At 67.1% G+C, this 25,620-nt stretch carries 23 protein-coding genes and 1 pseudogene; 6 read left to right on the forward strand and 18 right to left on the reverse strand.

What is annotated here, in order from left to right; translation table 11 throughout:
- Positions 1-8 precede the first annotated feature (8 nt).
- Entirely contained in the window at positions 9-1,013 is a 1,005-nt protein-coding gene (locus H7J86_RS13250; protein WP_267291488.1) for a sigma-70 family RNA polymerase sigma factor, read from the forward strand.
- 21 nt (positions 1,014-1,034) lie between these two features.
- Here the strand turns inward: H7J86_RS13250 and H7J86_RS13255 are convergent, their stop codons facing one another.
- Positions 1,035-1,526 (reverse strand): VOC family protein, encoded by a 492-nt coding sequence (locus tag H7J86_RS13255; RefSeq protein WP_187099158.1) that lies wholly within the window; start codon positions 1,524-1,526, stop codon positions 1,035-1,037.
- Between the two features lie 128 nt (positions 1,527-1,654).
- On the opposite strand from H7J86_RS13255, the gene H7J86_RS13260 reads away from it, so the two are divergent.
- Entirely contained in the window at positions 1,655-2,779 is a 1,125-nt protein-coding gene (locus H7J86_RS13260) for an NDMA-dependent alcohol dehydrogenase (protein ID WP_090359047.1), read from the forward strand.
- A 54-nt stretch (positions 2,780-2,833) separates the two neighbouring features.
- Here H7J86_RS13260 and H7J86_RS13265 read toward each other — a convergent pair whose 3' ends face one another.
- Positions 2,834-3,610, reverse strand: a complete 777-nt coding sequence (locus tag H7J86_RS13265) for an SDR family NAD(P)-dependent oxidoreductase (protein WP_090359049.1) — start codon at positions 3,608-3,610, stop codon at positions 2,834-2,836.
- A gap of 118 nt (positions 3,611-3,728) precedes the next feature.
- On the opposite strand from H7J86_RS13265, the gene H7J86_RS13270 reads away from it, so the two are divergent.
- Positions 3,729-5,309 carry a class I SAM-dependent methyltransferase gene (locus H7J86_RS13270; RefSeq protein WP_267291490.1) on the forward strand — a complete coding sequence of 527 codons (1,581 nt, stop codon included), beginning with the start codon at positions 3,729-3,731 and terminating at the stop codon, positions 5,307-5,309.
- Here H7J86_RS13270 and H7J86_RS13275 read toward each other — a convergent pair.
- Together H7J86_RS13275 and H7J86_RS13280 are read right to left on the reverse strand one after the other, a co-directional pair.
- Entirely contained in the window at positions 5,306-5,923 is a 618-nt protein-coding gene (locus tag H7J86_RS13275) for a maleylpyruvate isomerase family mycothiol-dependent enzyme (protein WP_267291492.1), read from the reverse strand. The two genes, H7J86_RS13270 and H7J86_RS13275, sit on opposite strands and share 4 nt — an antisense overlap.
- 4 nt (positions 5,924-5,927) lie before the next feature.
- The gene (locus tag H7J86_RS13280) at positions 5,928-6,380 is read right to left on the reverse strand and encodes a MarR family winged helix-turn-helix transcriptional regulator (RefSeq protein WP_267291494.1); all 453 of its coding nucleotides are present in this window, start codon (positions 6,378-6,380) and stop codon (positions 5,928-5,930) included.
- Positions 6,381-6,449: 69 nt separating this feature from the next.
- Between H7J86_RS13280 and H7J86_RS13285 the strand changes: the two genes are divergently transcribed.
- From H7J86_RS13285 to H7J86_RS13295, 3 genes are all read left to right on the forward strand, one after another.
- Complete coding sequence (locus tag H7J86_RS13285; RefSeq protein WP_187097730.1) at positions 6,450-7,211, forward strand: pirin family protein; 762 nt, start codon at positions 6,450-6,452, stop codon at positions 7,209-7,211.
- Positions 7,192-8,472 carry a PQQ-dependent sugar dehydrogenase gene (locus tag H7J86_RS13290; RefSeq protein WP_267291496.1) on the forward strand — a complete coding sequence of 427 codons (1,281 nt, stop codon included), beginning with the start codon at positions 7,192-7,194 and terminating at the stop codon, positions 8,470-8,472. The genes H7J86_RS13285 and H7J86_RS13290 overlap by 20 nt, the downstream gene beginning before the upstream one ends.
- Before the next feature lie 87 nt (positions 8,473-8,559).
- On the forward strand, positions 8,560-9,660 hold the full coding sequence (locus H7J86_RS13295; RefSeq protein ID WP_372517268.1) for a phosphodiester glycosidase family protein: 1,101 nt from the start codon (positions 8,560-8,562) through the stop codon (positions 9,658-9,660).
- An 11-nt stretch (positions 9,661-9,671) separates the two neighbouring features.
- Here H7J86_RS13295 and H7J86_RS13300 read toward each other — a convergent pair whose 3' ends face one another.
- The 14 genes and pseudogenes from H7J86_RS13300 to H7J86_RS13365 all read right to left on the reverse strand — a co-directional run bounded on the left by H7J86_RS13300 (position 9,672) and on the right by H7J86_RS13365 (position 25,568).
- Positions 9,672-11,903: an alpha/beta hydrolase family protein gene (locus tag H7J86_RS13300; RefSeq protein ID WP_267291500.1), complete on the reverse strand. Its 2,232-nt coding sequence runs from the start codon at positions 11,901-11,903 to the stop codon at positions 9,672-9,674.
- A gap of 123 nt (positions 11,904-12,026) precedes the next feature.
- Positions 12,027-12,854 (reverse strand): SDR family oxidoreductase, encoded by an 828-nt coding sequence (locus tag H7J86_RS13305; protein WP_267291502.1) that lies wholly within the window; start codon positions 12,852-12,854, stop codon positions 12,027-12,029.
- Between the two features lie 9 nt (positions 12,855-12,863).
- Positions 12,864-13,538 (reverse strand): YoaK family protein, encoded by a 675-nt coding sequence (locus H7J86_RS13310; protein ID WP_267291504.1) that lies wholly within the window; start codon positions 13,536-13,538, stop codon positions 12,864-12,866.
- Between the two features lie 7 nt (positions 13,539-13,545).
- Complete coding sequence (locus H7J86_RS13315) at positions 13,546-14,253, reverse strand: mammalian cell entry protein (RefSeq protein ID WP_090359067.1); 708 nt, start codon at positions 14,251-14,253, stop codon at positions 13,546-13,548.
- Positions 14,220-14,771 (reverse strand): Rv1363c family protein, encoded by a 552-nt coding sequence (locus H7J86_RS13320; protein ID WP_267291506.1) that lies wholly within the window; start codon positions 14,769-14,771, stop codon positions 14,220-14,222. The genes H7J86_RS13315 and H7J86_RS13320 overlap by 34 nt, the downstream gene beginning before the upstream one ends.
- Entirely contained in the window at positions 14,768-15,745 is a 978-nt protein-coding gene (locus H7J86_RS13325) for an RDD family protein (RefSeq protein WP_372517269.1), read from the reverse strand. The genes H7J86_RS13320 and H7J86_RS13325 overlap by 4 nt, the downstream gene beginning before the upstream one ends.
- Complete coding sequence (locus tag H7J86_RS13330; RefSeq protein WP_090359072.1) at positions 15,742-16,365, reverse strand: Rv1363c family protein; 624 nt, start codon at positions 16,363-16,365, stop codon at positions 15,742-15,744. Before H7J86_RS13330 ends, H7J86_RS13325 begins: the two co-directional genes overlap by 4 nt.
- Positions 16,335-17,885, reverse strand: coding sequence for an MCE family protein (locus H7J86_RS13335; RefSeq protein ID WP_308204850.1), 1,551 nt, complete (start codon positions 17,883-17,885; stop codon positions 16,335-16,337). The genes H7J86_RS13330 and H7J86_RS13335 overlap by 31 nt, the downstream gene beginning before the upstream one ends.
- A gap of 6 nt (positions 17,886-17,891) precedes the next feature.
- A complete protein-coding gene (locus H7J86_RS13340) occupies positions 17,892-19,043 on the reverse strand; it encodes a virulence factor Mce family protein (protein ID WP_090359076.1) in 1,152 nt (383 codons plus the stop codon).
- Positions 19,043-20,692 (reverse strand): virulence factor Mce family protein, encoded by a 1,650-nt coding sequence (locus H7J86_RS13345; RefSeq protein ID WP_267291510.1) that lies wholly within the window; start codon positions 20,690-20,692, stop codon positions 19,043-19,045. The genes H7J86_RS13340 and H7J86_RS13345 overlap by 1 nt, the downstream gene beginning before the upstream one ends.
- Entirely contained in the window at positions 20,692-22,284 is a 1,593-nt protein-coding gene (locus H7J86_RS13350; protein ID WP_187097721.1) for an MCE family protein, read from the reverse strand. The genes H7J86_RS13345 and H7J86_RS13350 overlap by 1 nt, the downstream gene beginning before the upstream one ends.
- A complete protein-coding gene (locus H7J86_RS13355) occupies positions 22,281-23,312 on the reverse strand; it encodes an MCE family protein (protein ID WP_187097720.1) in 1,032 nt (343 codons plus the stop codon). The genes H7J86_RS13350 and H7J86_RS13355 overlap by 4 nt, the downstream gene beginning before the upstream one ends.
- Positions 23,313-23,373: 61 nt before the next feature.
- Positions 23,374-24,694 (reverse strand): annotated as a pseudogene (locus H7J86_RS33595) (MCE family protein).
- A gap of 4 nt (positions 24,695-24,698) precedes the next feature.
- On the reverse strand, positions 24,699-25,568 hold the full coding sequence (locus tag H7J86_RS13365) for an MlaE family ABC transporter permease (RefSeq protein WP_090359085.1): 870 nt from the start codon (positions 25,566-25,568) through the stop codon (positions 24,699-24,701).
- Between the last annotated feature and the right edge of the window lie 52 nt (positions 25,569-25,620).

Here is a 25,620-nt window from a genome sequence, read left to right on the forward strand (position 1 = left end):
TGGCCCCTGTGTCGGTATCGGTGCGTAAGCTCGTCAGCGTGAGCGTCCTCACAGAGACTCCGAAGAAGTTCGACTCCAATGACGCGTTCCTGGCGGACGCGCAACAGTACCGGCGCGAGCTGCTGGCGCACTGCTACCGGATGACGGGCTCGGTGCACGACGCCGAGGATCTGGTGCAGGAGACATTCCTGCGGGCGTGGAAGTCCTACGACGGTTTCGAGGGCAAGTCCTCGGCGCGTACGTGGCTCTACCGCATCGCCACCAACACCTGCCTGACGGCCATCGAGAACAAGCAGCGCCGTCCGCTGCCGTCCGGGCTGGGGACCGACAGCTCCGACCCGACCACCGAGATCCTCGAACACCATGAGGTGCCCTGGCTGGAGCCGCTGCCCGACACCGCCGAGGTGGTCGAGTCCAAGGAGTCGGTGCGGTTGGCGTTCGTGGCAGCGCTGCAGCATCTGTCCCCACGGCAGCGGGCGGTGCTCGTGTTGCGCGATGTATTGCAGTGGCGCGCAGCCGAAGTCGCCGATGCCATCGGCTCCTCGACTGCCGCGGTGAACAGCCTGCTACAGCGGGCGCGCGCCCAGCTCGACGAGGTGGGCCCCAGCGCGGACAACACACTGTCGGCACCGGACTCCCCCGAGGCCCAGGAGCAGCTGGGCCGCTACATCGCGGCGTTCGAGGCCTACGACATCGACAAACTCGTGACGCTGTTCACCCAGGAGGCCATCTGGGAGATGCCTCCGTTCGACACCTGGTATCGCGGCCCGGAGGCCATCGGCATGCTCTCGAAGCACAAGTGTCCGGCCGAATACCCCGGCGATATGCGGTTCATCGCCACCACGGCCAACGGCCAGCCCGCGGCGGCGATGTACATGCGCAACCCCCAGACCGATGCACACGAGGCGTTCCAGCTCCATGTCCTCGACATCACCCCGGCCGGGATCTCCCATGTGGTGGCGTTCATGGAGCCGCGGTTGTTCGCGACGTTCGGACTACCCGAACGGCTCTGAATCGGCGGTTGTCGATCGCCGTCACCGACCGCGGGCCGCAGCCTGTAGCCCCGCGATATCGAATTTCCCGTGGGTGGCCAGCACCGCCGCCATCAGCCGGTCCTGAGACGCGGCATCGCCTTCAGTGACCAGGTCGTAGTACTCCGTGGGGGTGATCTGCCAGGACAGGCCGTACTTGTCCTTGAGCCACCCGCAGGGCTGCTCCGACCCACCCTCGACCAGCGCCGCCCACAACCGGTCCAGTTCCGCCTGGCCGGTGACCCGCACCTCCAACGACACCGCTTCGGAGAAGGTGAACTGCGGCCCGCCGTTGATCCCGACGAACCGCTGACCGGCGAGCTCGAATTCCACCACCACGGGCACATCCTGCGGGGACGGCGAGTCCGGGTGGGAGGCGATGGTGGTGACGATCCGGCCGTTGCCACCGAACGCGGCGATGTAGTGCGCGGCGGCCTCCTCGGCCTGGCGGTCGAACCAGAGGTTGGGCACGATCTGGGCGTTGATCTGAGTCATGAGGGGTAGACCCGCGCCGACCCGCGGATTCATCGAAACCATCCTGAACGATTCAGTAAAGCCATCGAATCTGCAGTTCAATAGTGGTACATACGCAATTTCTAGAACCTGTTCTATGATCGCAATCCATGAAGACCAAGGGCGCCCTGCTGTGGGAACTCAATTCGCCGTTCACCATCGACGAGATCGAACTCGGTGACCCCGTCGCCGACGAGGTCCAGATCCGGATGCACGCCGCCGGCATGTGCCATTCCGACTACCACATCACCACCGGCGCCACCCCGATCGGCCTGCCCGCACTCGGCGGCCACGAGGGCGCGGGTGTGGTCACCAAGGTCGGCACGAACGTCACCGGGATCGAGGAGGGCGACCACGTCATCCTCGCGTTCATCCCGGCCTGTGGCGTGTGTCCGCCCTGCCTCAAGGGCTTCCGCTCCCTGTGCGACCGCGGCGCCGTCCTGCTCGGCGGCAAGGCGATCGCCGACGGCACCAGCCGTATCCATGCCGGGTCGCATGAGGTGTCGCCGATGAACCTGCTGGGCACCTTCGCGCCGTACATGACGGTGCACAAGGACTCGGTGGTCAAGATCGACAAGGACATCCCGTTCGAGACCGCTGCGATCATGGGTTGCGCGGTGCCGACCGGGTTCGGCTCGGCCACCAATGTGGCCGAGGTGAAGCCGGGCGAGACCGTCATCGTCGTCGGCGTCGGCGGTATCGGGATGAGCGCCCTGCAGGGCGCGGTGATCTCCGGCGCCAAGCACGTCATCGCCATCGACCCGAACGAGTGGAAGCGCGAGCAGGCCATCAAGTTCGGCGCCACCCACGTATACCCGTCGATGTCCGAGGCGATCATGCCCGTCATCGACACCACCTACGGCCTGATGGCCGACAAGGTCATCATCGCGGTCGGCGAGATGAAGGGCGAGTACATCGAGGAGGCGATGATCCTGACTGCCAAGACCGGCACCTGTGTGGTCACCGGGATGGGATCGATGCTCGACGCCGACGTGAAGCTGAACCTCTTCCTGTTCACCATGTTGCAGAAGACGCTGAAGGGCAACATCTTCGGCGGCGGCAGCAGCCACGTGGAGACCCCGCGGCTGACGGCGCTGTACAAGTCGGGACTGCTGAACATCGACGATATGATCACCCGCACCTACAAGCTGGAAGACATCAACACCGGCTACCAGGACATGTTGGACGGCAACAACATTCGCGGCGTGATCCGGTTCGACGAATCGGACTGGTAACCCTCGCACGCAAAAAGGCCCCCGCTCACGCGGGGGCCTTTCGCTTGCGGGTGACTACTTCGGTGGCATCCGGATGCCGCCGTCGACACGGACCACTTCGGCGTTCATGTAGGAGTTGGTGATCAGCTCGATGATCATCGAGGCCAGTTCCTCCGGCTTGCCCAGGCGGTGCGGGAAGAGCACCGACTCGCCGAGCTTGGCCTTGAAGGCCTCCGACGCCTCACCCTCCCCGTAGATCGGGGTGTCGATCAGGCCGGGGGCCACGGTGTTCACGCGGATACCGACGGCCGACAGGTCCCGGGCGACCGGCAGGGTCAGGCCCACGACACCACCCTTGGACGACGAGTACGCGGCCTGGCCGATCTGCCCGTCGAAGGCTGCGACGCTGGTGAGGTTGACGATGGCGCCACGCTCGCCGGTGTCGGTGAGCTCGTTGCGGCTCATCGCGGTGGCGGCCAGTCGGATGCAGTCGAAGGTGCCGACCAGGTTGATCGCGAGCACCTTCTTGTACACGTCCAGGTTGTGCGCCGACTCGAACTGGCCGTCCTTGCCGATGGTGCGCTGGGCCCAGCCGATACCGGCCGAGTTCACCAGGGCGCGCAGCGGACCGAGGTCGGTGGCCGTGTTCACGGCGTCGATGATCTGGTCGGTGTTGGTGACGTCGACGGTGACGAAGACGCCGCCGATCTCGTGCGCGAGTTCCTGGCCGCGTTCGGCGTTCAGGTCCGCGACGACCACCCTGGCGCCCTTGGCGGCCAGCTGACGTGCGGCGGCGGCGCCGATACCCGACGCGCCACCGGTGACGATTGCACTAGCTCCATTGATATCCACGCCCGCAGACTATCCCTATCCACCGGTGGGTAGGGAACAGACCACCGACTGGCACCTCGAGTTCACCTGGGCCGCGTACCGTGCCCGCAGTTTTGCGTAGGCACAGACAGGAGTCACCTTGACCGACGCCAGCCGCACCGATGCAGGCCGCACCGATGCCGTTGATGCGCTCCGTTCCGACTACGACCAGACACCGTATGTCTCGAACTCCTTCCCGCAGTCGGCACCCGGGACGCTGGCGGCCGTGGCCCACCTGTTCGGCTTGGCGCCGGCGGAGGTCGGGACCGCGCGCGTCCTCGAGATCGGCTGCGCCGCCGGAGGCAACATCCTGCCGTTCGCCGCCACCCACCCGGACGCCGAGGTGGTGGGGATCGACCTGTCCGAGGTGCAGATCGCGCAGGGGCGCGCCCGCATAGCGGCGCTGGGCCTGGAGAACATGCAGTTGATCGCCGGCGATATCGCCCGGCTGGACCTCACAAGCCTGGGGCGGTTCGACTACGTCATCGCCCACGGTGTGTACAGCTGGGTGCCCGATGGCGTGGCCGAGGCCCTGCTGGCCATGATCCGGGCCACGCTGACCGCGGACGGCGTCGCCTACCTCAGCTACAACTGCTACCCGGGCTGGAAGGCCAAGGAGATCGTGCGCGACGCCATGCTGCTGGCCGGCGGTGGCAGCCAGACGCCGGGCGAGAAGGTGCGGCAAGCCCGTGGGATGGCCGATTTCCTGGAGGAGGTGGTGCCGGCCGGTGGCGTGATGGCGAGCATCCTGGCCGAATGGCGGGCCTCCGACGACGGCTTCGGCGATTCCTACCTGCTGCACGACGAGTTGGAGGCCTTCAACACGCCGCGTTACTTCTACGAGGTGCTCGCCCGCACCAGCGCGCACGGGCTGGCCTATCTGGGTGAGGCCCGCCCGGAAGTGATGATCCCGGCCAATCACGGACCCAAGGTGGCCGAGTACCTGGCCGCACACTGCGGTGGCGCGCAGGTTCTGGTGGAGCAATACCTGGACTTCGTCACCAACCGCACGTTCCGGCAGTCGTTGTTCGTCCACGCCGAGCGCGCCCAGCAGATCAGCTATGACCCTGACGCCGACCGTTTCCGCCGGCTGCACCTGGCCGCCACGGTCCCGCCCCTCGACGGGCCCACCCGGCTGGACACCTCGCGCCAGGAGTTCCAGCAGGCCGACGGCGCCACCTTGTTCACCAACGCACCGGCCATCAAGGCGGCCCTCGATGCGCTCACCGAACGCTGGCCGTGGACACTGTCCCACGACGAACTGGTGGCGACCGTGCGTGAGCGCCTCATCGCCGCCGGGGAGCAACCGAGTGCCGATCTGCCCGCCCATATCGACGACCTGACCAGTGTCCTCGTCATGCAGGGTCAGGCCCACTACCGCCTCGATCCGGTACTGCCCGAACCGGCCGGCGAACCGGTGAGAATCGACGAATCGGCAAGGCGGATGGCCGAATTGACCCAGCTCGACGAGGGCGGGTCGACGTTCAACCGCTGGCATGAGACGGTGCCGCTGGAACCCCTGGACCGCCTCCTGCTCCCGCTGCTCGACGGTAGCCGCGATGACGCTCAACTGGTCGAGGCGCTGCTCACCGCCGGCGCGGGTACCCGGGAGGCCCTCGTCGAGCACGTGCACACGATGCGGCACCGGTTGTCGGAGATGAAGCTGCTGCGCCGGGGCTAACGCCGGTCCAGCAGCGCGACACCGCCGCCGGCGAGCTCACCTGAAAGGTGTGCGGCGCGCCCCGTCATCGCCAGCAGCAGTGCCTCACCGGTCCCGCGGACCTCGGGCCCGCGCCCGGCCGCCCAATCCAGATCGGTGGCGACCAGACGAAGGCCCCGGGTGCGACGCGCGCCCCTGATCACCGGGCTGATCCGCGCGAAGGCCAGCGCGGCGCGCAGCGCCTCGGGATCGACGGCGCGGGGCATCCGCAACGGCCGGCGGATGTCCTGCTGATGGACCAGGCATTCGATCAGCGCCACCCGGCCGCCGTACAACGCGCCCGCACCGGTCGGTTCGGCCCGGCGCATCAGTTCGATCAGCCGCCCGGGCTGAACAGACCCGAGGCGGGCAAGGGCATTCGCGTTGAGTCTGCCGACGTCCCAGCGCGCGGCGAACATGTTGCGGGCCAGGGCAATACGTCCCTGACCGAGATAGGCGATGGTGTGCGTCGCGACGTCCCGGACGGTCCACCCCGCGCACAGGCTCGGGGCATCCCACTGTTGCGGGGTGAGACTTTCCAGCAGATCGGCGAACGTCTCGCGTTCCGCGCAGGCGAGGGCACGGACGGTGGCCACCGCCTCAGTGTGCCTGATCGAGCCTGCGCACCGCGCCGGCCAGCCAACGCCCCACGGCGGCGGCCTGTGCGGCGCTCATCTCGTCGAACAGCACCGCGCGCACCAGTGCGACATGACCGGGCGCGGCGACCGCCAGCGCCTCCCGGCCCGCGGCGGTGATCTGCACCGTGACCACGCGCCGGTCATCGTCGGCACCGTGGCGGGCCACCAGGGCACGGTCGGTCATCCTGCGCAGCTGATGCGACACCCGGCTCTGTTCCCAGCCGAGCCGCTCGCCGAGCTCGTTCATCGCGCAGCCGGGTTGTTCCTCGAGGGCGACGAGCACCTCGTAGTCGGCCAGTGACAACCCGCAATCGGCCTGTAACTGCCGATTCATCGCGGCCTGCAGCCGGGCGCTCATGGTCAGGTAGTCACGCCAGATCTGCTGTTCGTCGTCGGTCAACCACATGGAATACATGACACATCATCTATGTTGTGGTGTCCAGTACCGGCACCTAGGCTGGCATCGAATCGCAAGGAGAACCCGATGAGCAATACCGCAACCATCGACATCCGCCGCGCCGGCGACCGGGCGGCCACGAAGATCTCATGGCTGGACTCCAAGCACTCCTTCTCGTTCAGCGATCATTACGATCCCGCCAACACCCATCACGGGCTGCTGCTGGTCAACAACGACGACATCGTCACGCCGGGCGCCGGGTTCGAGACCCACCCGCACCGCGATATGGAGATCGTCACCTGGGTGCTGCGCGGCTCATTGGTGCACCAGGACTCGACCGGGCACTCCGGGGTCATCTATCCCGGACTGGCGCAACGAATGTCGGCCGGCCGGGGCATCCTGCATTCCGAGAAGAACGACTCCTGGAACCTTACGGGCGGCGAAACACATTCCGAGCCTGTGCATTTCGTGCAGATGTGGGTCGTCCCGGACGAGTCCGGCATCACGCCGGGCTATCAGCAAATGGAGATCGACGACGAGTTGTTGCGCGGCAAGCTGATCACCATCGCCTCCGGTATGCCCGAGCATCGCGACGAGACCGCGATCAGCATCCAGAACCGCTTCGCCGCGCTGCACGGTGCGCGCCTGCAACCCGGCGACTCCGTGGAACTGCCCCAGGCGCCCTACCTGCACCTGTTCGTACCCCGCGGTGAAGTGGCCCTGGAGGGCGCGGGCCCGCTTCAGGAGGGCGACGCCGTCCGACTGACGGCCACCGGCGGCCAGCGGGTGACAGCGACCACCGCGGCCGAGATCCTGGTCTGGGAGATGCATGCGGGTCTGGCCGCCTAGCCGACAGCTCCTCTGCAGCGCCGCGGTGGTGCTGCTGGCCGGGTGCGCGGCGGGCACCACCCCGCCGCCACCCGCCGGCACGACAGCACCCGCCGCCGCGCCTGCCGGTTTGGTGCCGGTGACCGTCGCCGTCCCCGACGGCCTCGATCACCGGCCGTTCGACACCGCACGACAGGCATTGGTCCCGCCGGGGTGGACGGTATCGGTCTGGGCCAGGGTGCCCAAGGCGCGGCTGGCGGCGTGGGCGCCCGACGGGCGACTGCTGGTCTCGCTGCCCAGCATGGGCCAGGTGGTGTCGGTAGGACCCGAGCGCGTGACCCCGTTGCTGAGCGGCCTCACCCAGCCGCACGGCCTGTCCTTCACCGGTTCTACCCTGCTGGTCGCGGAGAGCGATCGGATCACCGCCTACGACTACCGCGACGGCAGCGCCACCGGTCCCCGGCCGATCGCGGCCGGGCTGCCGGACGCACGCAGCCCGGAGCTGCGCGGCGCCTACTCGCACGCCCTCAAGAGCGTGACCGTCGGATCCGATGGCGCAGTGTACTTTTCGATCGGATCGACCGGGAACATCTCGGCACAGGACCGGACGGCCGACCCGCCACGGGCGACCATCATGCGCGTTCCGCCCGGCGGCGGTCCCGCGACCGTGTTCGCCACCGGGGTTCGCAACGGCACCGGCCTGGCCACCGCACCAGACGGATCGATCTGGACGGCCGTCAACAATCGCGACAACATCGCCGACCCCGCCACCGGAATGGTCCATCCCGATTACGTCGCCGAGAATCCGCCCGAAGCCATCGCCCGGCTGACCGCGGGCCGCGAACTCGGCTGGCCGTTCTGCCATCCCACCGGCGGCCCCGCCGACGCCCCGTTCATCCGCGACGTCCAGACCAACGCCGACGGCGGCGCGCTCGACTGTGCGTCGCTGCCACCCGTCGAGCAGACCATCGGCGCGCATTCGGCACCGCTGGGCATGAGCTTCACCGAGGGCGCGCTGCCGGCGCCGTACGACTCCGGGGCGTTGCTGGGCGTGCACGGGTCCTGGAACCGGCAACCGCCCCGCGCCCCCGAAGTGTCCTTCCTACCATGGCGCAACGGGATCCTCGGCCCGGCAGAGACGCTCCTCGGCGGGTTCCAGTCCGCGGACGGATCCCGCTGGGGGCGCCCGGTTTCCGCGGTGGTCGGCCCCGATGGAGGGGTGTATGTCACGGATGACCTCGCCGACGCGGTGTACCGCCTGGCGCCGCCGGGGCTGCGCTAGCAATTGTCTTGTGGCAGAAGCGTTATGCGGCCGTGACGTAAGTTGACAGTGAGCCGGCTGTGATTATCCTGAGCATCTGACCGAAGTTTGCCAGGAAGGATCGACGTGCTGAGCACAACCCGGTTTCTCCTGCGCATTGGCGCCGGAATCGCAGTGCTCGCGATCACCGCGGCGCTTGCCACGGCCACCGGATCCCCGGTTGCGCGAGCCGCAGACGGCCGCACATTGCTGGCGAACGCGATCGCCACCACCCGCGGTGCGTACCTGGTGTACAACTTCGGCGCCGGCAATCCGGCACCGATGCTCAATGCCGCGGGCAGTTGGTACGAGATGAGCAACGGCGGCCACCTGATGATCATCAAGGGCGCATCGGCGCGGCTCACACCGCGCCTACTCGTCGATTCTCATGCCGGCTACCAGTCTCGCTGCGAACGCACACCCGGCGCACGTACCGGCGAAGGACTGCTGCAGTCCGCAGAGATCTACACCCCGATCGCGGCGTGGCACGCGCTGGGCCGGCCGACGATCGCCGTCAACGCCAATTTCTTCGACATCCGGGGACAGCGCGGCGGCTCGTGGAAGACCACCGGCTGCAGTTCCCCGCTCGGGGCGTACGTCGACAACACCCGCGGGCAGGGCAAGACCAACGCCGCAGTCACCGGCACCATCGCCTACGCAGGTAAGCAGGGTCTGTCCGGCGGAAACGAGATCTGGACCCCGCTGTCGACGATGGTCCTTCCGGTGTCCGGGGCGCCGTTCGTGGTAGGTCCCAGGGGTGCAGAGGATTTCGACGCGGCCACCCCGGTCGTCACCGACCTAATGAGCAAGGGCACCCGCTTCGTCGCGGTCAGCGGTCTGGGACTGCTCGCCCCGGGAGATACCGGCCAGATGAACGACCCCGGCCCCTCGGCGGCGCGCACCGCGCTGGCCTATGCGCGCGGCCGCGACGAGATGTACGTGTTCCAGGGCGGCAGCTACACCCCGGACCAGATCCAGGATCTGTTCCGGGGCCTGGGCAGCGATACGGCCATCCTGCTCGACGGTGGCGGATCGTCGGCGATCGTGCTGCGCCGTGACGCCGGTGGCATGTGGGCCGGGGCCGGCGTGCCCAAGGGGTCGTGTGACACCTATCAGGTGCTGTGCGACTCGCGCGAACGCGCGCTACCGGCCTGGCTCGCGTTCGATTGAAAACCGTTCGGCTAAGCGGCTTCTCCGGCCGAACCTGATCGCGCGCCCTCGGAGCTCTTCTTCGTCGTGCTGGCATCCTTCGACTCCGAGGCGGCCGGCTTCTTCTTCGGGCTGAACGCACGCGTGATATCGCGAACCGCTTTGGTCAATGGGTCGGGCTTCTTGACCGTCGGCTTCGGATTCGCCTGCGCCGGCTTCTCGTTCTTGGCGGTGTCGTCCTTCTTGGCGTCGTCCTTCTTGGAGTCGTCCTTCTTCGAGTCCGCCTTCTTCGAGTCGTCTTTCTTGGAATCGGCCTTGGTGTCGTCGGCCTTGGTGTCATCGTCCGCCGCGGCATGCTTACCGGTGGACTCGGCGGTCTGGCCGGTGGCGAGCGTCAAGGTCCGTGCCGCGGCCGACGGTAGCGCGTTGGCCTCGGCCAGCCCGGAAGCCGCATCGGTGGCCGTCTTGGTCAGCTCCTTCGCGAAGCTGCCGCTGGTGATGCTCTTCACCACCTTGACGAGCTCGTTGACGATATTCGGCGGCGCCGCCGTCGGATGGCCGCTGAAGAACTCCTTCTGGAATCCCTTGACCAGGGACTTGATCACGTCGTTGACCGCTTGGCCCGGATTCACGTGCGGGAACGTCATGAAAGGCGTCGGGGTGTCGGCGTCGGTGAGCGTCCTGGTGTATGTGCCGTCGGCATTGCGCACCACGTCGGTGTACCCGAGGTTCACCAGACTTGTCAGTGCCGGCGCCAGGGCGTTGGCGAGCCGGATCGGCAAGGTGCCCATCGTGCCGAAACTCACCGCGTTGAGCACATCGCCGGTGAGGTACAGCGGTTCCAACAGCGGCAGGGTCTTCGCCGGCAGCGTGAGATAGATGTTGAGCGCCAGCGGATTTCCGGCGGTCACGTTACCCACCGCATCGCCGACTTCGTCCCCCACTTGTTCCAGGATGGTGTCGAGCGTCAAACCGCGAAGGATGTAGGTGGCGCCCACCGTTCCGGCCATCAGGTTGTTGGCCAGCGAGAAGGGATTCGGCCAAGCGGCGAAGTCGGAGAACGGCTGGTATTGCGCGGTCGCATCGATCTTGATCGGGACCAGATTCGCCCCGCCGACCGCCAGCCCGGTGGTGAGCAACGGGATTCCGCCGCTGTGCACAGCCCCCGTTTCCGGGGTCAGCAGGTCGATGCCGAGCAGATCGCCCAACGGGTAGAACCGGGACAACAGACCACCGTTGGCCCGGCCCAGATTGTTCAGCAGCACCATCGGCAGAATGGTGAAGCCACCGACCAGCGGATGCTGGCTCGCCTTGGAGCCGCCGGGCTGGAACCCCAACTCGCTCAGGATCTTCGAATACGACGCCCCGGTGGAGAAAGCCCCCAGACCGATACCGGCGACAATGGGAATGCGCACGTCGGTGACGTCGAGTAGTTCCAGCGGCAGGGCGTCGGTCACCGCGTGCAGCAGATTGACCGCCAGTTGCAGCGGCACTCCGAGCGGCCCCAGCACGTCGAGGGCTTCCTTGGCCTGCTTGAAGACGATGTCGAGCAGACCGTCGCCGCTGATATCCAAGTACGGTGTCGAATTGATGGCCTCGGCAACGGCATTGGGAGTACCGGGTGTCCACCCGATATCCAGCCCCAGCATCTTCAGCAGGCCGAACGTGGGGCCCGGGGTGATGACCTTGACCCCAGCCACATCCGTGTTCGCCAGATCCACGATATTCGACACATCAAGCCCGATGAGACCGAGTAGCGCACTGAGCGAGACGTTGCCGGCCGAGTCGGTGATGTTCAGCAGATCCAGGACCCCGACCAAGGCGTCCGACACCCCGGCGGGCAACGCCCCGTCGAGCAGCGACCCGAGGTCGATCTTCACCGCGCCGAGCACCTGATCGAGCAGGTCCACCGGTATCTGGTTCAGCACATCGCCGATGTTGATGTGCAGACCGCCGGTCAGGGCCGGCACACTCACCCTGCCGACCAGGGCCTTGGCGATGGTGGCGTACAGGTCCTGCGCCTCGTTGTAGACCGTATTACCCAGGCCGCCAGTGATATCCGGCAGCTCGCCCGGTTTCGGGAACAGGCTTGTCGACGCCGTGAGATCCAGCGGTTGATCGTGTACCAGACGCAACTCCGGACGCGCCTGCACCGGCTGGGGCGCGGCCGCTCCCACCGTCAGTGCGGTGACCGTCGCGGTTGCGGCCCCCACGACCGCGAGCCGCTTGGTCCGCTCCCCCGCCGCGCGATGTTTCCCCGTCATGCTTACGTGCCTCCCCGTAGCCTCCCAGCCGACGCACAGGACGGTAACACCCTGCCGGTGCCCGGATACGGTTTTGCCGAGAACTATCGCGTGCGTCGAAGTCTTGCGCGCGTTGGGTTTTGGTCAGGGCTGACGCATCACGACACGAAGAAGCCGATCTCGCAAAGCAGTCGGGATATGAGTCAGCAGGGCAACTTGAGCCTTGGGGCCCAGCCCTACGACATAGCGTGGCCGGGGCCGCCGCGAGGTCAGCGCGGTGTACACCACATCGGCCACCGTCTCGGGTGCGACCGCAAGCCGCTGCGAAATCGGCACGGACCTGCGCATGCCAGCAACGTGACGGGCATAAAGTTCACGGTATTGCGGCGTCAGGTCGGCCTCCACCTCGGACACCATGGTGTCGGCGGTGCGCCACATGTCGGTGTCGGTCTGCGCCGGCTCGACGAGCACCACCGGTATCCGCCACGGCGCCAACTCCATCCGCAGGGCGTCGGCGGCCGCCTCGAGCGCGAACTTGGACGCCGCGTAGGCACCCGTCAGCGGCGTCGACAGCCGGCCGTTGACGCTCGAGATGAACACCACCCGGCCATGGGACTCACGCAAGCGCGGCAACACCGCCCGAGTGACCGCAAGCTGACCGATCACGTTGACGTCCAACTGCTTTCGCCACCCTTCGGTGGTGACCGTCTCCATCGGACCCGCGACCACGATGCCGGCATTGTTGACCACGGCGTCCAGCCTCGACGGCAACGCCGCATCCAACGCCGCGAGCTGTTCCTCGTCGGTGACGTCGAGCAGCACCCCCGTTATCCGCTCGTGCGTCGCGCCGACGGCGGCCACATCGGCGGCCGAGCGGACGCCCGCGATCACCTCCCACCCGCGCTTGGCCAACTCTTCGGCGATGGTGCGCCCGATTCCGCGTCCGGCACCGGTCACAAGTACTGATGGCATGTGGCCAGGTTATCCGGAGTCCTCGGGCCCGAAAGCGAAGATCGATGCAGACGCGGCGACTATCACCGCGGCCAGCCCGATCACCGGTGCGACGGCGAATCGGCTCAGCGTCGCGCCCAGCACGGCGCCGCCGCACATGGTGGCCACCACCGCGTACCGCAGCTTCTCCCGCTGACCCGTTCCGCCGGCGAGCCTGCTGTCGAATCCGATGCCCACGATGGTCGAGGTGAGCACCGTCGTACTCAGTTCCGGAATGCCGAACTGCCGCGCGGTGGCGTTCTGGATACCGAAGCTGATCGCCAGCCCGCCGATCAAGACCAGCTTGCTGTCATCCCGGTAGTCCAGGACGCCGGCACCGGCGAGCGCGGCCACGGCGCCGATGATCACCACCTCGATCGACAGCGTGACCACCAACCACCTGCGTACCGTCGAATCCAGCTGCCGGGCAAGACGTCCGCCGATCACCGTACCTGCGACGAAGCCGGTGAAGGCGACCACGGCGGCGGTCAGGTCCACACCCGTTTGCGGCACGAACCAGAACCCGAGGAAGATCACGTTGCCGGTCATATTGGCCACGAAGACGTGACCGAGCACCAGCACGCTCACCGCGTCCACCACACCGGTGGCCAGGGTGAGCAGCAGCAGGGCCGCCACGGTCAGCCGCCGGGACACCGGTGAACGCATCGCGCGGCTACAGCCTCGGTGTGAGATCCAGCGACGTGACCGGCGTCATCTCCGTGATGAGCCACTTCGAGTCCCGGCGTTCCAGCGTCAGCCGATAGGACAGGTAGCGCAGCGACGGGATGTTCTTGGTGACCGGACTGGTGGCCACCGAGTTCGTGTACACCAGCGCGGTGGCCCGGTCCGGGCCGATGCTCTCGATGGCCGCACCGAGCACCTGGGTGCTGTTGGACACCTGGGCCTGCTTGTTCGGCGCCACGATCGCGTCGATGTACTGGCGGTACTGGGCCGCGAAATCGCCGCCCAGATACTTCTGTGCCCGGTCGGGCAGCGATTCCATATCGTCGGGCGTGTAGGTCCACAGCGTGGTGATGGCGCTGGTCGCGGTGCGGGCGACGTCCAGTTTGGTGTGCACCAACGCGCGGTCGGACAGGTACTGCTGCGCCGTCGCACCGGCGAACGCGCCGGCCGCCACGAACAGCAGCGCCGCTACCGCCGCGACGATCTTGAGTGCCTTACCCGCCGGCCGGTGCGGCACCAGCACGGGTTCTTCGGCGGGCTCCGCGTCACCGGAATCCGCTGGGGCGGCGTCCGTCTCGGGGACGGACTCCGGGCCGCTCGCCGAAGCTCTACCCGCCTTGCCCGTCGGCTGGGCCTGGGCTTCGTCGTCCTCGGACCCGGTGGTCAGATCACCTGAATCAGCCGGCTGATCTTCCACTGGCGCCCTTCCTGAATTGTCGTTGCCAACCAACGGCTTCCGGTTTCGATGGTCTGCTTGCCGTCGGGAGTCTTGCTGGTCGTCAGGGTGGCCACCAGGACGTCGGCACTGCCGTCGTCGTTCCAGCGCTGTACACCGGCGGCGAGCACCGCGCCCGTGGTGGGCTCCAGACGCGCCACCTGGATGACGATCTCGTTCTGCTTCTCGGTGAACGCCTTCACGAACTCGCCGGTGGCCTGTGCCTTGATCCGGTCGGCATAGTCGTTGGCATGGAACGGATCCATGGTCGTGTACACGGTCATGAAGTCCCGCACATACGCCAGCGCGGACGCGTCCCTGACCTCGGTGCGGCGATCCGATTCGTGTGCCATCACCATCACCGTGCACAGCCCGATGACGGCGGCCAGCACCAACGCGCAGACACCACCGACCACCGGCAGACCCCAGCGCCTCGGCGGATTGTCCGCTGCGACAAAGAATTCGGGCTCGTCCGGGTCGATCTGGCGGCGCGGGCTCATCGGGGACCACCGCCCGGGGTGGGCCGGGTGATCACGGTGAGGTTGCCCACCCGCCACTGTCCGCCGGATTTGACGAAGTCCACCTGCACCGTCGCGGTGATGACGCGCAGGGTTTTCGGGTCGGCACCGCGCTGGCCCTGCATGGCCATCAGCATGGTCGCGGTGTCCGCGCCGACCTGGGTGACCGCGCTGTTGACGGTCCAGTACTCATTGGCCACGATCGGCGCCTTGCGCACCGACTCCTGTTGGGCCACAAGCTGCGGGCGATAGCCGTCGGTGGCCAGCGACTGCGCCTTCGCGAAATCGTCGGCCAGGGTCTGCGGGGTATAGCTGAGCAGCTCCTCGACGATCCGGGGGCCCTGCTCCGAGATCTGCGCCCGGGCCTCGTCCACCGCCCGGTCATGCCGGTATACCGCGCCGTAGCCCAGTCCGGCCGCCGCACAACACAGCACCACCGTGGCGGCCAGCCCGAGCGCGACCGGCCGGCGCAGATCGCGCGCCGGAGCGTCGACTCGCACCACCTCGGTACGCAGCAGCAGATCGGCGAAGGTGCGCCCACGCCGATCCCACAGCGGCCACAGCCACCCGACCAGCACCGCGGCCGTGTCGAGCAGATGCGCGATATCGCGGACGATCAACCGGACGCTGCCCGCCGGGGCGCCGGTGCGGGTGAGCACCCGGATGCCGGTGACCGCGCGCCCCAGGGTCCACCCCGTCCATGCCGGTATCAGCCAGCGATTCACCAGCACCGCCAGCGTGACCGCCGCCCCCAGTACCGCGAACACCCACCACTGCCAGCTCATCCACGGCGAGATCCAGGCCAGCATCGCCATGATGACCACCACGGCGACCCCGAAGAGCACGTCGATGGCCAGCGCCCCGGCCCGGCTCCGCCAGGAGGCCACCGGCAAGTCGGGGGTGGCGGTGGCTGCTGCGGTGTCCAGGGCATCGTTCACGTCGAGCACCGCCGTCACGTCGTCACCTGGACGAGGTTGGCGATCTTGTACGTGCCGTCGTCACGCTGCATCGTCACCCGCAACCGGTAGCCCTGCTCCTGGTCCGCGGCTTGCGAATTGGTGACCTTCGTCCGCACCGCCACCAGGATGTCGACGGAGCCGTCGTCGTTGTGCCGTTCGACCGCGGCACGCAGGTCCGACACCGCGACCTTCACGTTCGCCGCTTGATACGCCTCCACCATCATGCCGCTGAAGAACCCGGCCTGGGCCCCGAAGTCACCGGTCGAGCACTCGATGATCTTGGCCTGGCTGGCCCCCATCGACGCCGTGTCCGGAGCCTGGGTGGCGGTCACGCAGTCCTTGGCGGCCTGCAGCGCGACGGCGTCATCGCGCCCGATCTGGGCGCTGCGGGCGTTGGCCTGCACGGCCAGGTAGCCGACCACGGAGAGCCCGGCGGTCAGCACGAGCAGGCCGGCGGCGATCGCGGCCACCCATCCCGAGCCCAGACGCTCCGGCCTCGGCTGGTGCGCCGGGGTCACCGGATCGGGCTGCGCCTCGGGAAGTGCCGCTATCGGTTCTTCTGAATCGTGGTCATCAGGGGTGGGGTTCAGCCGGCTGGTGCCAGCATCTCCTTCCATCCGCTATCTCCTGGCTTCATCGAGTTGTTGACGGTGTACTTGACACCGTCTGGTCCGACCACCTCACCGCTGGATGGGCTGTACACCGCCGACGGTCCTGCTGCCGGAGTGTAGATGCAGGGGTTGGGTTGCTGTCCACTGCAGCTGACGGTGCCCTGGCCGGGCGGGGTGAGCGGGTCACTGGTCGGGGCGAAAACCTCCGGCGGCGGCAACTGGCTGGCCCCCAGCGGGTTGAGCCCGTTGTTGATCGACGGCGCGGGGATGACCCGGCCCGGCTCGACGGGGTGGGTGCAGCGGGCGCCGGCCGCCGGGCAATCGACGACCTGGTTGGGGTCGCCGTACCACGGGTTGGTGCCCGCAGGCACATACGGCTCGTTGCTGCGGCAGTCGGCCGGGGTGGCCGCGCGCTTGCCGGGGAAGTCGGCGCAGGGGTAGTTACGCGCGCCGCGCACTGCGTTCGGTGCGTCCTTGGGAATCTTGCAGTACAGGCCCGACGGGATCGGCTGGGTGGTGGTGTCGGCCGGCGACCGCCACTGCGAGGCCGGCAGGAATCCGGTCAGGCACGGCGGCGGAGAGTTGATCCCGAGGCCGAAGTGCAGCAGGCCTTTCGGCGCGAAGATCGTCGCGGTCTGGGCGATGGACGCGCCCTGGGGCAGCACCACCAGCACCTGCTCGACGTTCTTGTTGTACCGCTTGAGCATGTCGATGACGACCTCGAGGTTGGCCAGCGTCTGCGGCAGCGCATCACGCACATCGCCGAACACCGCGTTGAGCTGATCGGCCGTCGGCGCCGCCTGCTGCAGGCCGCTGCGTAGTGCACCGTCCTGCTCCGCGGTCTGGCTGGTGATGGTGTTCAGGTTGGCCGCCCACTGGGCGATGGCGTCCCCGGAGTTCACCTGGCTGTCGATGATCGGCCCGGAATGCTCGACTATATCGTTCACCGAGGGCAGGTTGTCCTTGAAGTCACCGGCCAGTGCCTGGGTGGAGTCCACCAGCCGCTGCAATGACGGACCCAGTCCGCCAACGGCTTTCGCCGTCTCGTCGAGCAGCTGGCCGATCTTCTCCTTGGGCAGCGCGGCAAGGCCCGCCTCGGCGGCGTCCAGCGCGGGACCGACCTCGGCCGGCACCGAGCCCTTGGTGATGGTCTGCCCCGAGCTGAAGTACTTGCCCTCGTCCTTCTCCGACACGATGTCCAGGAACTGCTCACCGACCGCCGACACCGAGTGCACGTTGGCCGACGCGTCGAGCGGGACCTTCTTGTCGTTGTCGATGTCCATGGTGATCCGGGCGCCCTTGGGGGTGGGCTGGACATCGCGCACCTTGCCGATGGTGGTGCCGCGGTAGGTGACGTTGGCCGTCTCGTACAGGCCTGCCGAGTTCGGCAGATCCGCGTAGAGGCGGTACATCCCGATCCCTGCGGCGGTGGGCAGACGCAGATAGACCAGCGACAGCACCACCAGACCGATGATCGTCAGGGCGGTGAAGACCAGCAGCTGCATCTTGATGAACCTGGTCAGCAACATGTCTCACTCCCCCCTTTCGACCAGCGGACCACCGGGCGCGTTGTGCGGGTTCGGTGTGTATCGGATATCCGGGATCATGGTCGCCGGATCGCGGCCCCAGGCCTGTTCCAGCGCCCGCAGCATGCCCGACACCCCGGTGCCCGACAGCAGGCCGTTGTCCACCGCGGACAGCGTCAGGTCGATGGTGGCGGAGGCGTTGATGTAGTCGCCGCGAATGGCTTTCGGCACGTTCTCGATGTTGAACGGCACCGTCAGCAGCAGCTTCAGCGCGCCCACCAGGTACGGCGAGGCCTTCGACAGCTGTTTGAGCGGACGCTGCAGGTTGACCAGGTTGGTGTGCAGGTTTGCGTTGGTGTTGCTCAACGTGTCGTCGGCGGCCGCCGACACCCGGCCCAGTGCCGTCACCGCGTCGGCGAACAGATCGCGGGTGTCCGCGAAATGCTGGATCAGCGGCGGGAATTCGGTGAGCACCTGGTCCAGCGTGTCATTGCGTTTGGCGACGACGGCCAGCAGCCGGTTGGTGGAGTCGATGGCGCGGGTGATGTCGTCGCGCTGCTTGTTCATCTCCTGGGTGAAGGTGTCCAGCCGGTTGAGGAACTCCCGGATCTGATCGGCCCGGCCGGTCAGGATGTTGTTGACCTCGTTCTGGATCACCTCGATGTTGGGGATACCACCACCGGTGAGGATGCCCGAGATGCTCGCCAGCGTCCGCTCGATGGTCGGGTAGGCCGACGAGTTCTTCAACGGCACCGTGTCCCCGTTGCGCAGCGGCGTCGACGACGGGTCCGGCGGGCTGTCCAGCTCGACGTGCTGCGAGCCCAACAGGCTGGTCTGGCCGATCTTGGCGAGCACGTTGGACGGCAGTTTGACGCCGGGCTCAAGGTCCACCGTCAGGGTGGGGACCCAGTTCTTCAGCTCGATCGAGCGCACCCGGCCGACGAACACATCGGCCACCCGGACCCGGCTGTTGGCGTTGAGCGCCAACGTCTCCGGCATCTGGATGTAGATGGTGGAGTGACCGTCCTGCGTTCCCGGTCCACCGGGCAGCGGGACGTTGGCCACACCGCGCCACTGCGAGCAGGAGCTCAGTGCCAGCGCGGCCACCGCCAGCGCGGCGGTGCGCCGGCCGGTCGTCTTCCAATCACGGGTGCGCACTAGTTGCCCCCTCCGGCTTCGGCGGGCAGCGGCGGGCCGGCGGGTGCCGGTACGGCGGCCGGGGCCGCCGCGGGCGGCGCCGCGATCGCTCCCAGCGGGTCGCCGGGCAGCACGCCCGGGGCCGGCACGGGCGGTGGGCCCGGCTGCGGATACCACGGCGGCGGCAATGGAGTGTTCTCGCTGTAGGCGTTCGGCGGGCCGGGCAGGTTGCCACCCGGGGGCACACCGAAGGCGGGCGGCGCGGCCGGCGGCACGATATCCGGACCACCCATCAACTCCGCCAACGAATCCGGGGTCAGCATGTTCTGCGTGAACGGCTGCACCGAGACACCCTGCATGCCCGGCGCCACAATCCAGCCCGGCTCGTGGTTGCCGTGCGAGAACAACGTGTCCCGCGACCAGATGCCCGGCACCGTGGTGTCCTTGTACCCCGGCGGCGGCTGCAGTCGCGGTTCGGAATAGGCGATCTGTTTGGGCAGCGTCATCGCGGTGCTGGCCATGTTCACCCCGAACGGCAGGAAGTTGAACTTGATGGCGTCCAGGATGGGCGCCAGGTACTGGGCGCACAATTCCGCGGATTCCTGGTAGCCCAACCGGCTACCGGCCTGGATGGTGCTGCAGATGAAGTTCAGCGGGTTCGAGAAGTTCGTGACACCGGGCAGGACCGGGACGGCCACGATGCCACCCTGGTTGGGCGACACGATGTTCACCACGTTGGAAACCAGGTTCGGGTACGCGTGCAGGCCGGTCTCCAGGCCGTTACGCGGCTCCGGTTGCAGGATCGTGGTGGTCACATCCGACAGGTTCTTGATGTCGGCGGTGAGCGGCTTACCGTTCTCGTCCAAGAACTTTCGGGTGGTCGCCAGCACGTTGTTGAGATCCTGTAGCGCGGTGGCGACTTCACGATCGGTGTTGGTGAACGAGTTGGTGAACTGCGCCAGATTGTCGTTCAACGCCACGAACTGCTGGTCGTTCTTGTACAGCGCGTTGACGAAGGTGGCGAGGCTCTTGATCACCGCGACGATGTCACCGCGGCCTTGATGCAGCGCGTCGAGTGCTTCGGACAGACCCTGGATGGTCTTGTTGAACTGCTCGCCCTTCCCGGCGAACCCGTCGGCGAACGATTCGATGATGTCGCCGAACGGGCCCTTGGGCTGCTCCTTGGAGGGCCCCAGATCGGCCAGGATCCGGGTCACCTGGTCGCGCAGCTCGTCGTACTCCACCGGAATCTGGGTGCGCTCCAACGGGATCGTCGCGCCGTCGGCCATCGCCGGCCCACCGGTGTAGGGCGGCGACAGCTGAATCACGCGGGATGCCACCAGGCTGGGGTTGAGCACCGACGCGGATGCGTTCTCCGGGACCTTGTACTTGCTGTTGAAGTGGAAGACGACCTTCATCTTGTCGCCGTCGGTGGTGATCGAGTCGATCTTGCCGACCTGCACCCCCATGATGAGGACCTTGTCCCCGGGGTACAACGCGAGCACCTCGGGGAAGTACGCCGTCACCGTGGTGGTGGTCAGCTTCCTGTAGACATTCCAGCCCACCACGCCGGCGCCGATCGCCACCGCCACCACGAGGGCGGTGAGGATCACCGCCGTCCGGGAGAAGTGCGGCAGCTTGATGTTTCGGATGTTGAAGACGCTCGACATTACGGAGCCACCCCCTGAGATCCGGGCGGAAGGAACGGCGGGTTACCGGGCAGGGGCTCGGTGCCCACCGGGGACAACTGCTGGCCCGGTCCCGGCGGGGGCGGCGGCCCGGGCAGGATCGGTGCGGGCACCGCGCGACCGGGGATGTCGCCGGGGGGCGTGGGTACCCCGGGCGGACCGACGGGCACCTGGCGTGCACCGGGCGGACCGGGTGCGATCGGCACCGGTGTGCCGGGCACATCGGGGGACAGCTGACCGGGGATCGCCGCGGACGGGACACCCGGGTTCGGGCCGATACCGCCCGGATTCGGTGCCGACGTCGCCACATTCGGCGCGCCGTAGTTGGGCCCGTACGGGTTGTCACCGTAGGGACCGACTCCCAGATGCGCGCACGGCAACGGATCACCGGGGCGGGGCAGACCGTCGGCCGGAGGCGTGTACGAGCATGGTGATCCCGGGGGCACCGCGGGTCCGGGATTCTCCGGGGTCCCTTCCAGCGGGGTCGGCGCGGGTGGCGGTGCACCGTTTTCGAAGCGGGTGCCGTTGGGGTCGGGGAACTGGAATGCCGGCAGACCGGAGTTGCGCCAGAACTGCTCGGGGTCGATACCGCGTTTCTTGAACGCCGCGTCGACGAACGGCTGTAGCAGCGTCGGCGGCAGCAGGTTGGCCAGCAGCACCTTGAAGTACGGCCCCGACGCCAGCGCCTCGGCCAGCGAGATGATGAACTTGCCGGCCAGGCTGAGGGTGTCGGCCAGGTCGTTGCGGCGCTCGCTGAGGATATCGCTGACCGTCTTCAACTGGGTGAGCACGTGGTTGAGGTTCGGGTTCTCATTGATGAACCCGGTGAGCTGCTGCGACACCGTCGAAATCCGCTCCAACAGCATGCTGACGGCCTGGTGGCGCTCGTTGACGGCGGCCAGCAGCGTCTGCGCATTGACCAGCAGCGCGTTCACCTGTCCACTGCGGTCGCCGAGGACGGTGGCGATCTTGCCCGCGTTGGACAGCAGCGCCTTGAGCTGATCGTCGCGCTTGCCCAACGAGTCGGAGAACTCCTGCACACCCTTGAGCGCGGCGCTCAGGTGCGGCGAGGTCTGATCGACGGTCTCGGAGAGCACGTTCAGCGACTGCTTGACGGCCTTGGTGTCCCAGCCCTGCGAGGCGCGGGTGACATCGAGGAACGCGTCGTAGATCTGGTACGGCGTCTGGGTCTGCTCCACCGGCAGGAACCCGCGCGGTTTGAGGATCTTGTTGCCCCGGGGCTCCACCTGAATGTTCTTGCGGCCCAGGATCGTATCGGTGCGGATCGCGGCGCGGCTCTCCGTACCGATCTGGCGACCACCGAGGGTGTAGCCGATCTCGACTTTGTCGCCCTTGATGTCCATGCTCGTGACATCGCCGACGTCGACGCCGGCGATGCGCACCTTGTCCCCGACGCTGAGGCCGCCGGTGTCGTTGAACTGCGCGTAATACGTCGGGACCGCGAACAGCATCGGCACGCTGGTCAAGCTCGAGCCGACCCCGATGACCAGCGCCACCGTGATCACACCCATCACGCCTTTTCGGACCCGGTCCGAACCCTGGATGGTCCTCATTTCGGCGTGCACCTGCCCGACGGCTGGGTGACCACCCGGACGGTGCGGACCGGCCCGCCCGGCTGCGCCCCGTTGAGCTTCAGCGAGAGATCGCAGACGTAGAAGTTGAAGAAGTCACCGTAGAGTCCGCCGGCGCGGCCGATGATCTTCAGCGACGCGGGGATCTGCTGCAGGATGCTGTTCACCTCGTCCTTCTGATCGATCAGCGGCTGTTGTGTGGTCTCCAGGTAGCCGAGGGTGTCCCGCAGCAGCGGCCGGTTGTCCGCCAGCAGATCACCGAGCGAACCGGCGGCGTTGCTGATGTCGGCGACCGACGAGGCGATCGGATCGGCCCGGTTCTTCAGGCCGGTGATCAGCGCCTCGAAGTTCTTCAGGGTGTCGTCGAACTGGGTCTGATGCTTGACGGTGGTCTCGAGCACGGTGTTGAGATTGGTGATCACCTCGCCGATGGCCTGGTCACGGCTGGCCAGTGCCGACGTCAGTTCCGCCGTCTGGTCCAGGATGTCGCTGATGGTGCCGCCCTGACCCTGGAAGATCGTGATGAGCGAGTTGGCGATGTTGTTGACCTTGTCCGGGTCCAGCGATTTGAACAGCGGGCGGAAACCGCCGACCAGGGCATCGAGATCCAACGCCGGCTCGGTGCGCTCGCGCGGGATGGTGCCACCCGGCGGCAGGATCTTGTCGCTGTCACCGCGGCGCAGCTCCAGGTAGCGGTTGCCGATCAGATCCAGGTAGCGGATCGCGGCGGTGGACCCCTGGAACAACTGCAGGTCGTTCTGCACCGCGAAGTCCACGCGGACGTGCTGGCCGCCGTCGATCAGCGTGACATCTTTGACCTTGCCGACCTCCACGCCGTAGGCGCGGACGAACTGGCCGCTGCGCAGCCCGCTGACATTGTCGAACACCGCTGAATAGCTGGTGGTCTTGTCGAAGCGGAGCTGGGCGAACACCACGAAGATGATGGCGGTGAAGGCGAGCAGCACCGCCGAGATCGCTCCCAGTTTGAAGATCGTGCCTTTGATACTCATGCGGCTCCCTCGCAGGCTCGGGTCCCGCATGCCGTTTGTCTATTCGTTCCGCAAGCGTCTCTCATGGGTTGATCGTGTTCTCCCCCACTTGGCGACCCCAGACGTACTCGGCGGCCAGCGGCTGGCCGAGTTCGAAGTGGTTGTAGGGCGCGATGCTGGCACCGGTGTCCATCACCAGGTACGGCATCGGCCACAGGTCGCGGGTGATCGGCTGCCAGCAACCCGGCCGTCCCTCGGGACCACCACGCGCATTGATCCGCGGGAGATTGTCCGGGTAGACGTAGGGGTTGCCCGCGCCGAGCAGCTCGGTGTTGGTGAGCAGCGAGTAGCCGTTACCGCCAAGGGCCGCAGCCAGTTTGGGGGCGGCGTCGTGGAAATTGCGGACGGTGCACAACAATTCGGGGCTGTAGTAGTCCAGCAGCTTGCTGGTGGGCAGCAGGTCCTGCGCACCACGGACCAGATACGGCCCACCACGCTCGAAGATGTCCCCGGCGTTGTTGCCGAACCCGACCGCCGACATCAGCGCCTTGTCGATATTGCCGCGCTGGGCATTGAGCGTCCTGGCGGTGACCACCGCATGGTTGAGCCCGTCGAACAGATCCGGAGCGGCATCGGCATACACCCCGGACAGATCCGCCAACCCCTTGGTGTCCCTGCGGATCTGCGGCATCCGGGCATTGAGCTCACCCAGAATGTCATTACCGTTGACCAGCGACTGACCGAACTTGTCCCCCAACCCGTCCAGCGCCTGCGCCGCCGCGGTCAACGTCCCGGGCATTGAGCTCACCCAGAATGTCATTACCGTTGACCAGCGACTGACCGAACTTGTCCCCCAACCCGTCCAGCGCCTGCGCCGCCGCGGTCAACGTCTGGTTCAACTTCACCGGATCCAGCTGCTGGGCGATCCCCATGATCGTCTCGAACAACGTGTTGAACTCCGTGGTGGTGCTCGTCGCGTTGATCACCGCACCCGATTTGAGCTTGTCCGACGATGGGTCCGCCGGCGACAGGAAGGAGATGTACTTGTTGCCGAACACCGTCGTGGCGCGCAATTCTGCGTCGACATTGGCCGGGATCATGTTCAGGTATTGCGGTTCCACATCCAGGAGCAGTTTGGCCCGCGACTCCTCGCCGTCGCTCACCACGCCCGCGGATTTCAGCCGTCCGATCGGCACCCCGTTGAAGGTCACCTTCGAACCCGGATCCATCGACAACCCGGCCCGCTCGGCCATCACCACCAGGGAGGCCTTCTTGTCGAAATAGCCGCGGAACTGCGCCCAGGTCAGGCTGAGCACGACGGCCACCACGAGCAGCAGCACCAGACCGGCCAGCTTGTAGGGCGGAGTCTTGGGCTTGTTCACAGATCCAGTGGGTGCGGTCATCGTGCTACACCGTCAGGTTGAAGTTCGGGTCGGTGCCGTACAGGGCCAGTGAGGCCAGCAGCACCACCATCACGATCGCGATGAGCGACGTACGCATCGACCTCCCCACAGCTTCACCGACACCCACCGCACCGCCACTGGCGAAATAGCCGAAGTAGCAGTGGTTGAGCATGATGATGACCGACATGATGATGACCTCCAGGAACGACCACATGACGTCGTCGACCCGCAGGAAGGTGTGGAAGTAGTGGTCGTAGGTGCCCGATGACTGGCCGTAGAACAGCGTCGTCACCGACTGGGCGGACAAGAACGACAACAGGATCGCCATGGCGTAGAGCGGGATGATCACGATCGATCCGGCGATCAGGCGGGTCGACACCAGGTACGAGATCGACTTGATGCCCATGACCTCGAGCGCGTCGATCTCCTCGCTGATGCGCATGGCGCCGAGTTCGGCGGTGGCACCCGCACCGACGGTGGCCGCCATGGCCTGGCCGGTGACCACCGGCGCGACGACACGGATGTTGGCCAGCGCGGCGAAGAAGCCGGTGAACGCCTCCACACCGATGTTGCCCAGCGACGCGAAGCCCTGGATGGCGATCAGCGAGCCGGCGGACAGGGTGACGAAACCGATGATGGCCACGGTGCCGCCGATGACCGCCATGGCGCCGGTGCCCATCCCGATCTCGGCGACCAGTCGCAGGGCCTCGCGGCGATAGTTCTTGAACGCGTGCGGGATATGCCCGACCGCGGTGACGACGAACCAGGCGACGTGCCCGATGCTGTCCAGGAACCGGCCCGGCGCACCGGCGAAACCGGAGGCTCGACCGAACGCCCGGGGAAACCGGGTCCGAAGAACTGCCGCTGTACTCATGCGCAATCCGCCTTCGGCTTCTTGCTGAGGCTCATGCGCAATCCGCCTCCGG

This window comes from Mycobacterium hackensackense, from assembly GCF_025822555.1.
GTDB lineage: Bacteria > Actinomycetota > Actinomycetes > Mycobacteriales > Mycobacteriaceae > Mycobacterium > Mycobacterium fluoranthenivorans.

What these genes read in the sequence shown, in the direction of transcription:
- H7J86_RS13365 (WP_090359085.1), bottom strand. Translation starts at nt 25,568, where the DNA reads ATGAGTACAGCGGCAGTTCTTCGGACCCGGTTTCCCCGGGCGTTCGGT.
- H7J86_RS13300 (WP_267291500.1), bottom strand. Translation starts at nt 11,903, where the DNA reads ATGACGGGGAAACATCGCGCGGCGGGGGAGCGGACCAAGCGGCTCGCG.
- H7J86_RS13260 (WP_090359047.1), top strand. Translation starts at nt 1,655, where the DNA reads ATGAAGACCAAGGGCGCCCTGCTGTGGGAACTCAATTCGCCGTTCACC.
- H7J86_RS13345 (WP_267291510.1), bottom strand. Translation starts at nt 20,692, where the DNA reads ATGTCGAGCGTCTTCAACATCCGAAACATCAAGCTGCCGCACTTCTCC.
- H7J86_RS13255 (WP_187099158.1), bottom strand. Translation starts at nt 1,526, where the DNA reads ATGACTCAGATCAACGCCCAGATCGTGCCCAACCTCTGGTTCGACCGC.
- H7J86_RS13320 (WP_267291506.1), bottom strand. Translation starts at nt 14,771, where the DNA reads ATGAGCCCGCGCCGCCAGATCGACCCGGACGAGCCCGAATTCTTTGTC.
- H7J86_RS13290 (WP_267291496.1), top strand. Translation starts at nt 7,192, where the DNA reads ATGCGGGTCTGGCCGCCTAGCCGACAGCTCCTCTGCAGCGCCGCGGTG.
- H7J86_RS13350 (WP_187097721.1), bottom strand. Translation starts at nt 22,284, where the DNA reads ATGAGGACCATCCAGGGTTCGGACCGGGTCCGAAAAGGCGTGATGGGT.
- H7J86_RS13280 (WP_267291494.1), bottom strand. Translation starts at nt 6,380, where the DNA reads ATGTATTCCATGTGGTTGACCGACGACGAACAGCAGATCTGGCGTGAC.
- H7J86_RS13355 (WP_187097720.1), bottom strand. Translation starts at nt 23,312, where the DNA reads ATGAGTATCAAAGGCACGATCTTCAAACTGGGAGCGATCTCGGCGGTG.
- H7J86_RS13330 (WP_090359072.1), bottom strand. Translation starts at nt 16,365, where the DNA reads ATGGAAGGAGATGCTGGCACCAGCCGGCTGAACCCCACCCCTGATGAC.
- H7J86_RS13305 (WP_267291502.1), bottom strand. Translation starts at nt 12,854, where the DNA reads ATGCCATCAGTACTTGTGACCGGTGCCGGACGCGGAATCGGGCGCACC.
- H7J86_RS13285 (WP_187097730.1), top strand. Translation starts at nt 6,450, where the DNA reads ATGAGCAATACCGCAACCATCGACATCCGCCGCGCCGGCGACCGGGCG.
- H7J86_RS13310 (WP_267291504.1), bottom strand. Translation starts at nt 13,538, where the DNA reads ATGCGTTCACCGGTGTCCCGGCGGCTGACCGTGGCGGCCCTGCTGCTG.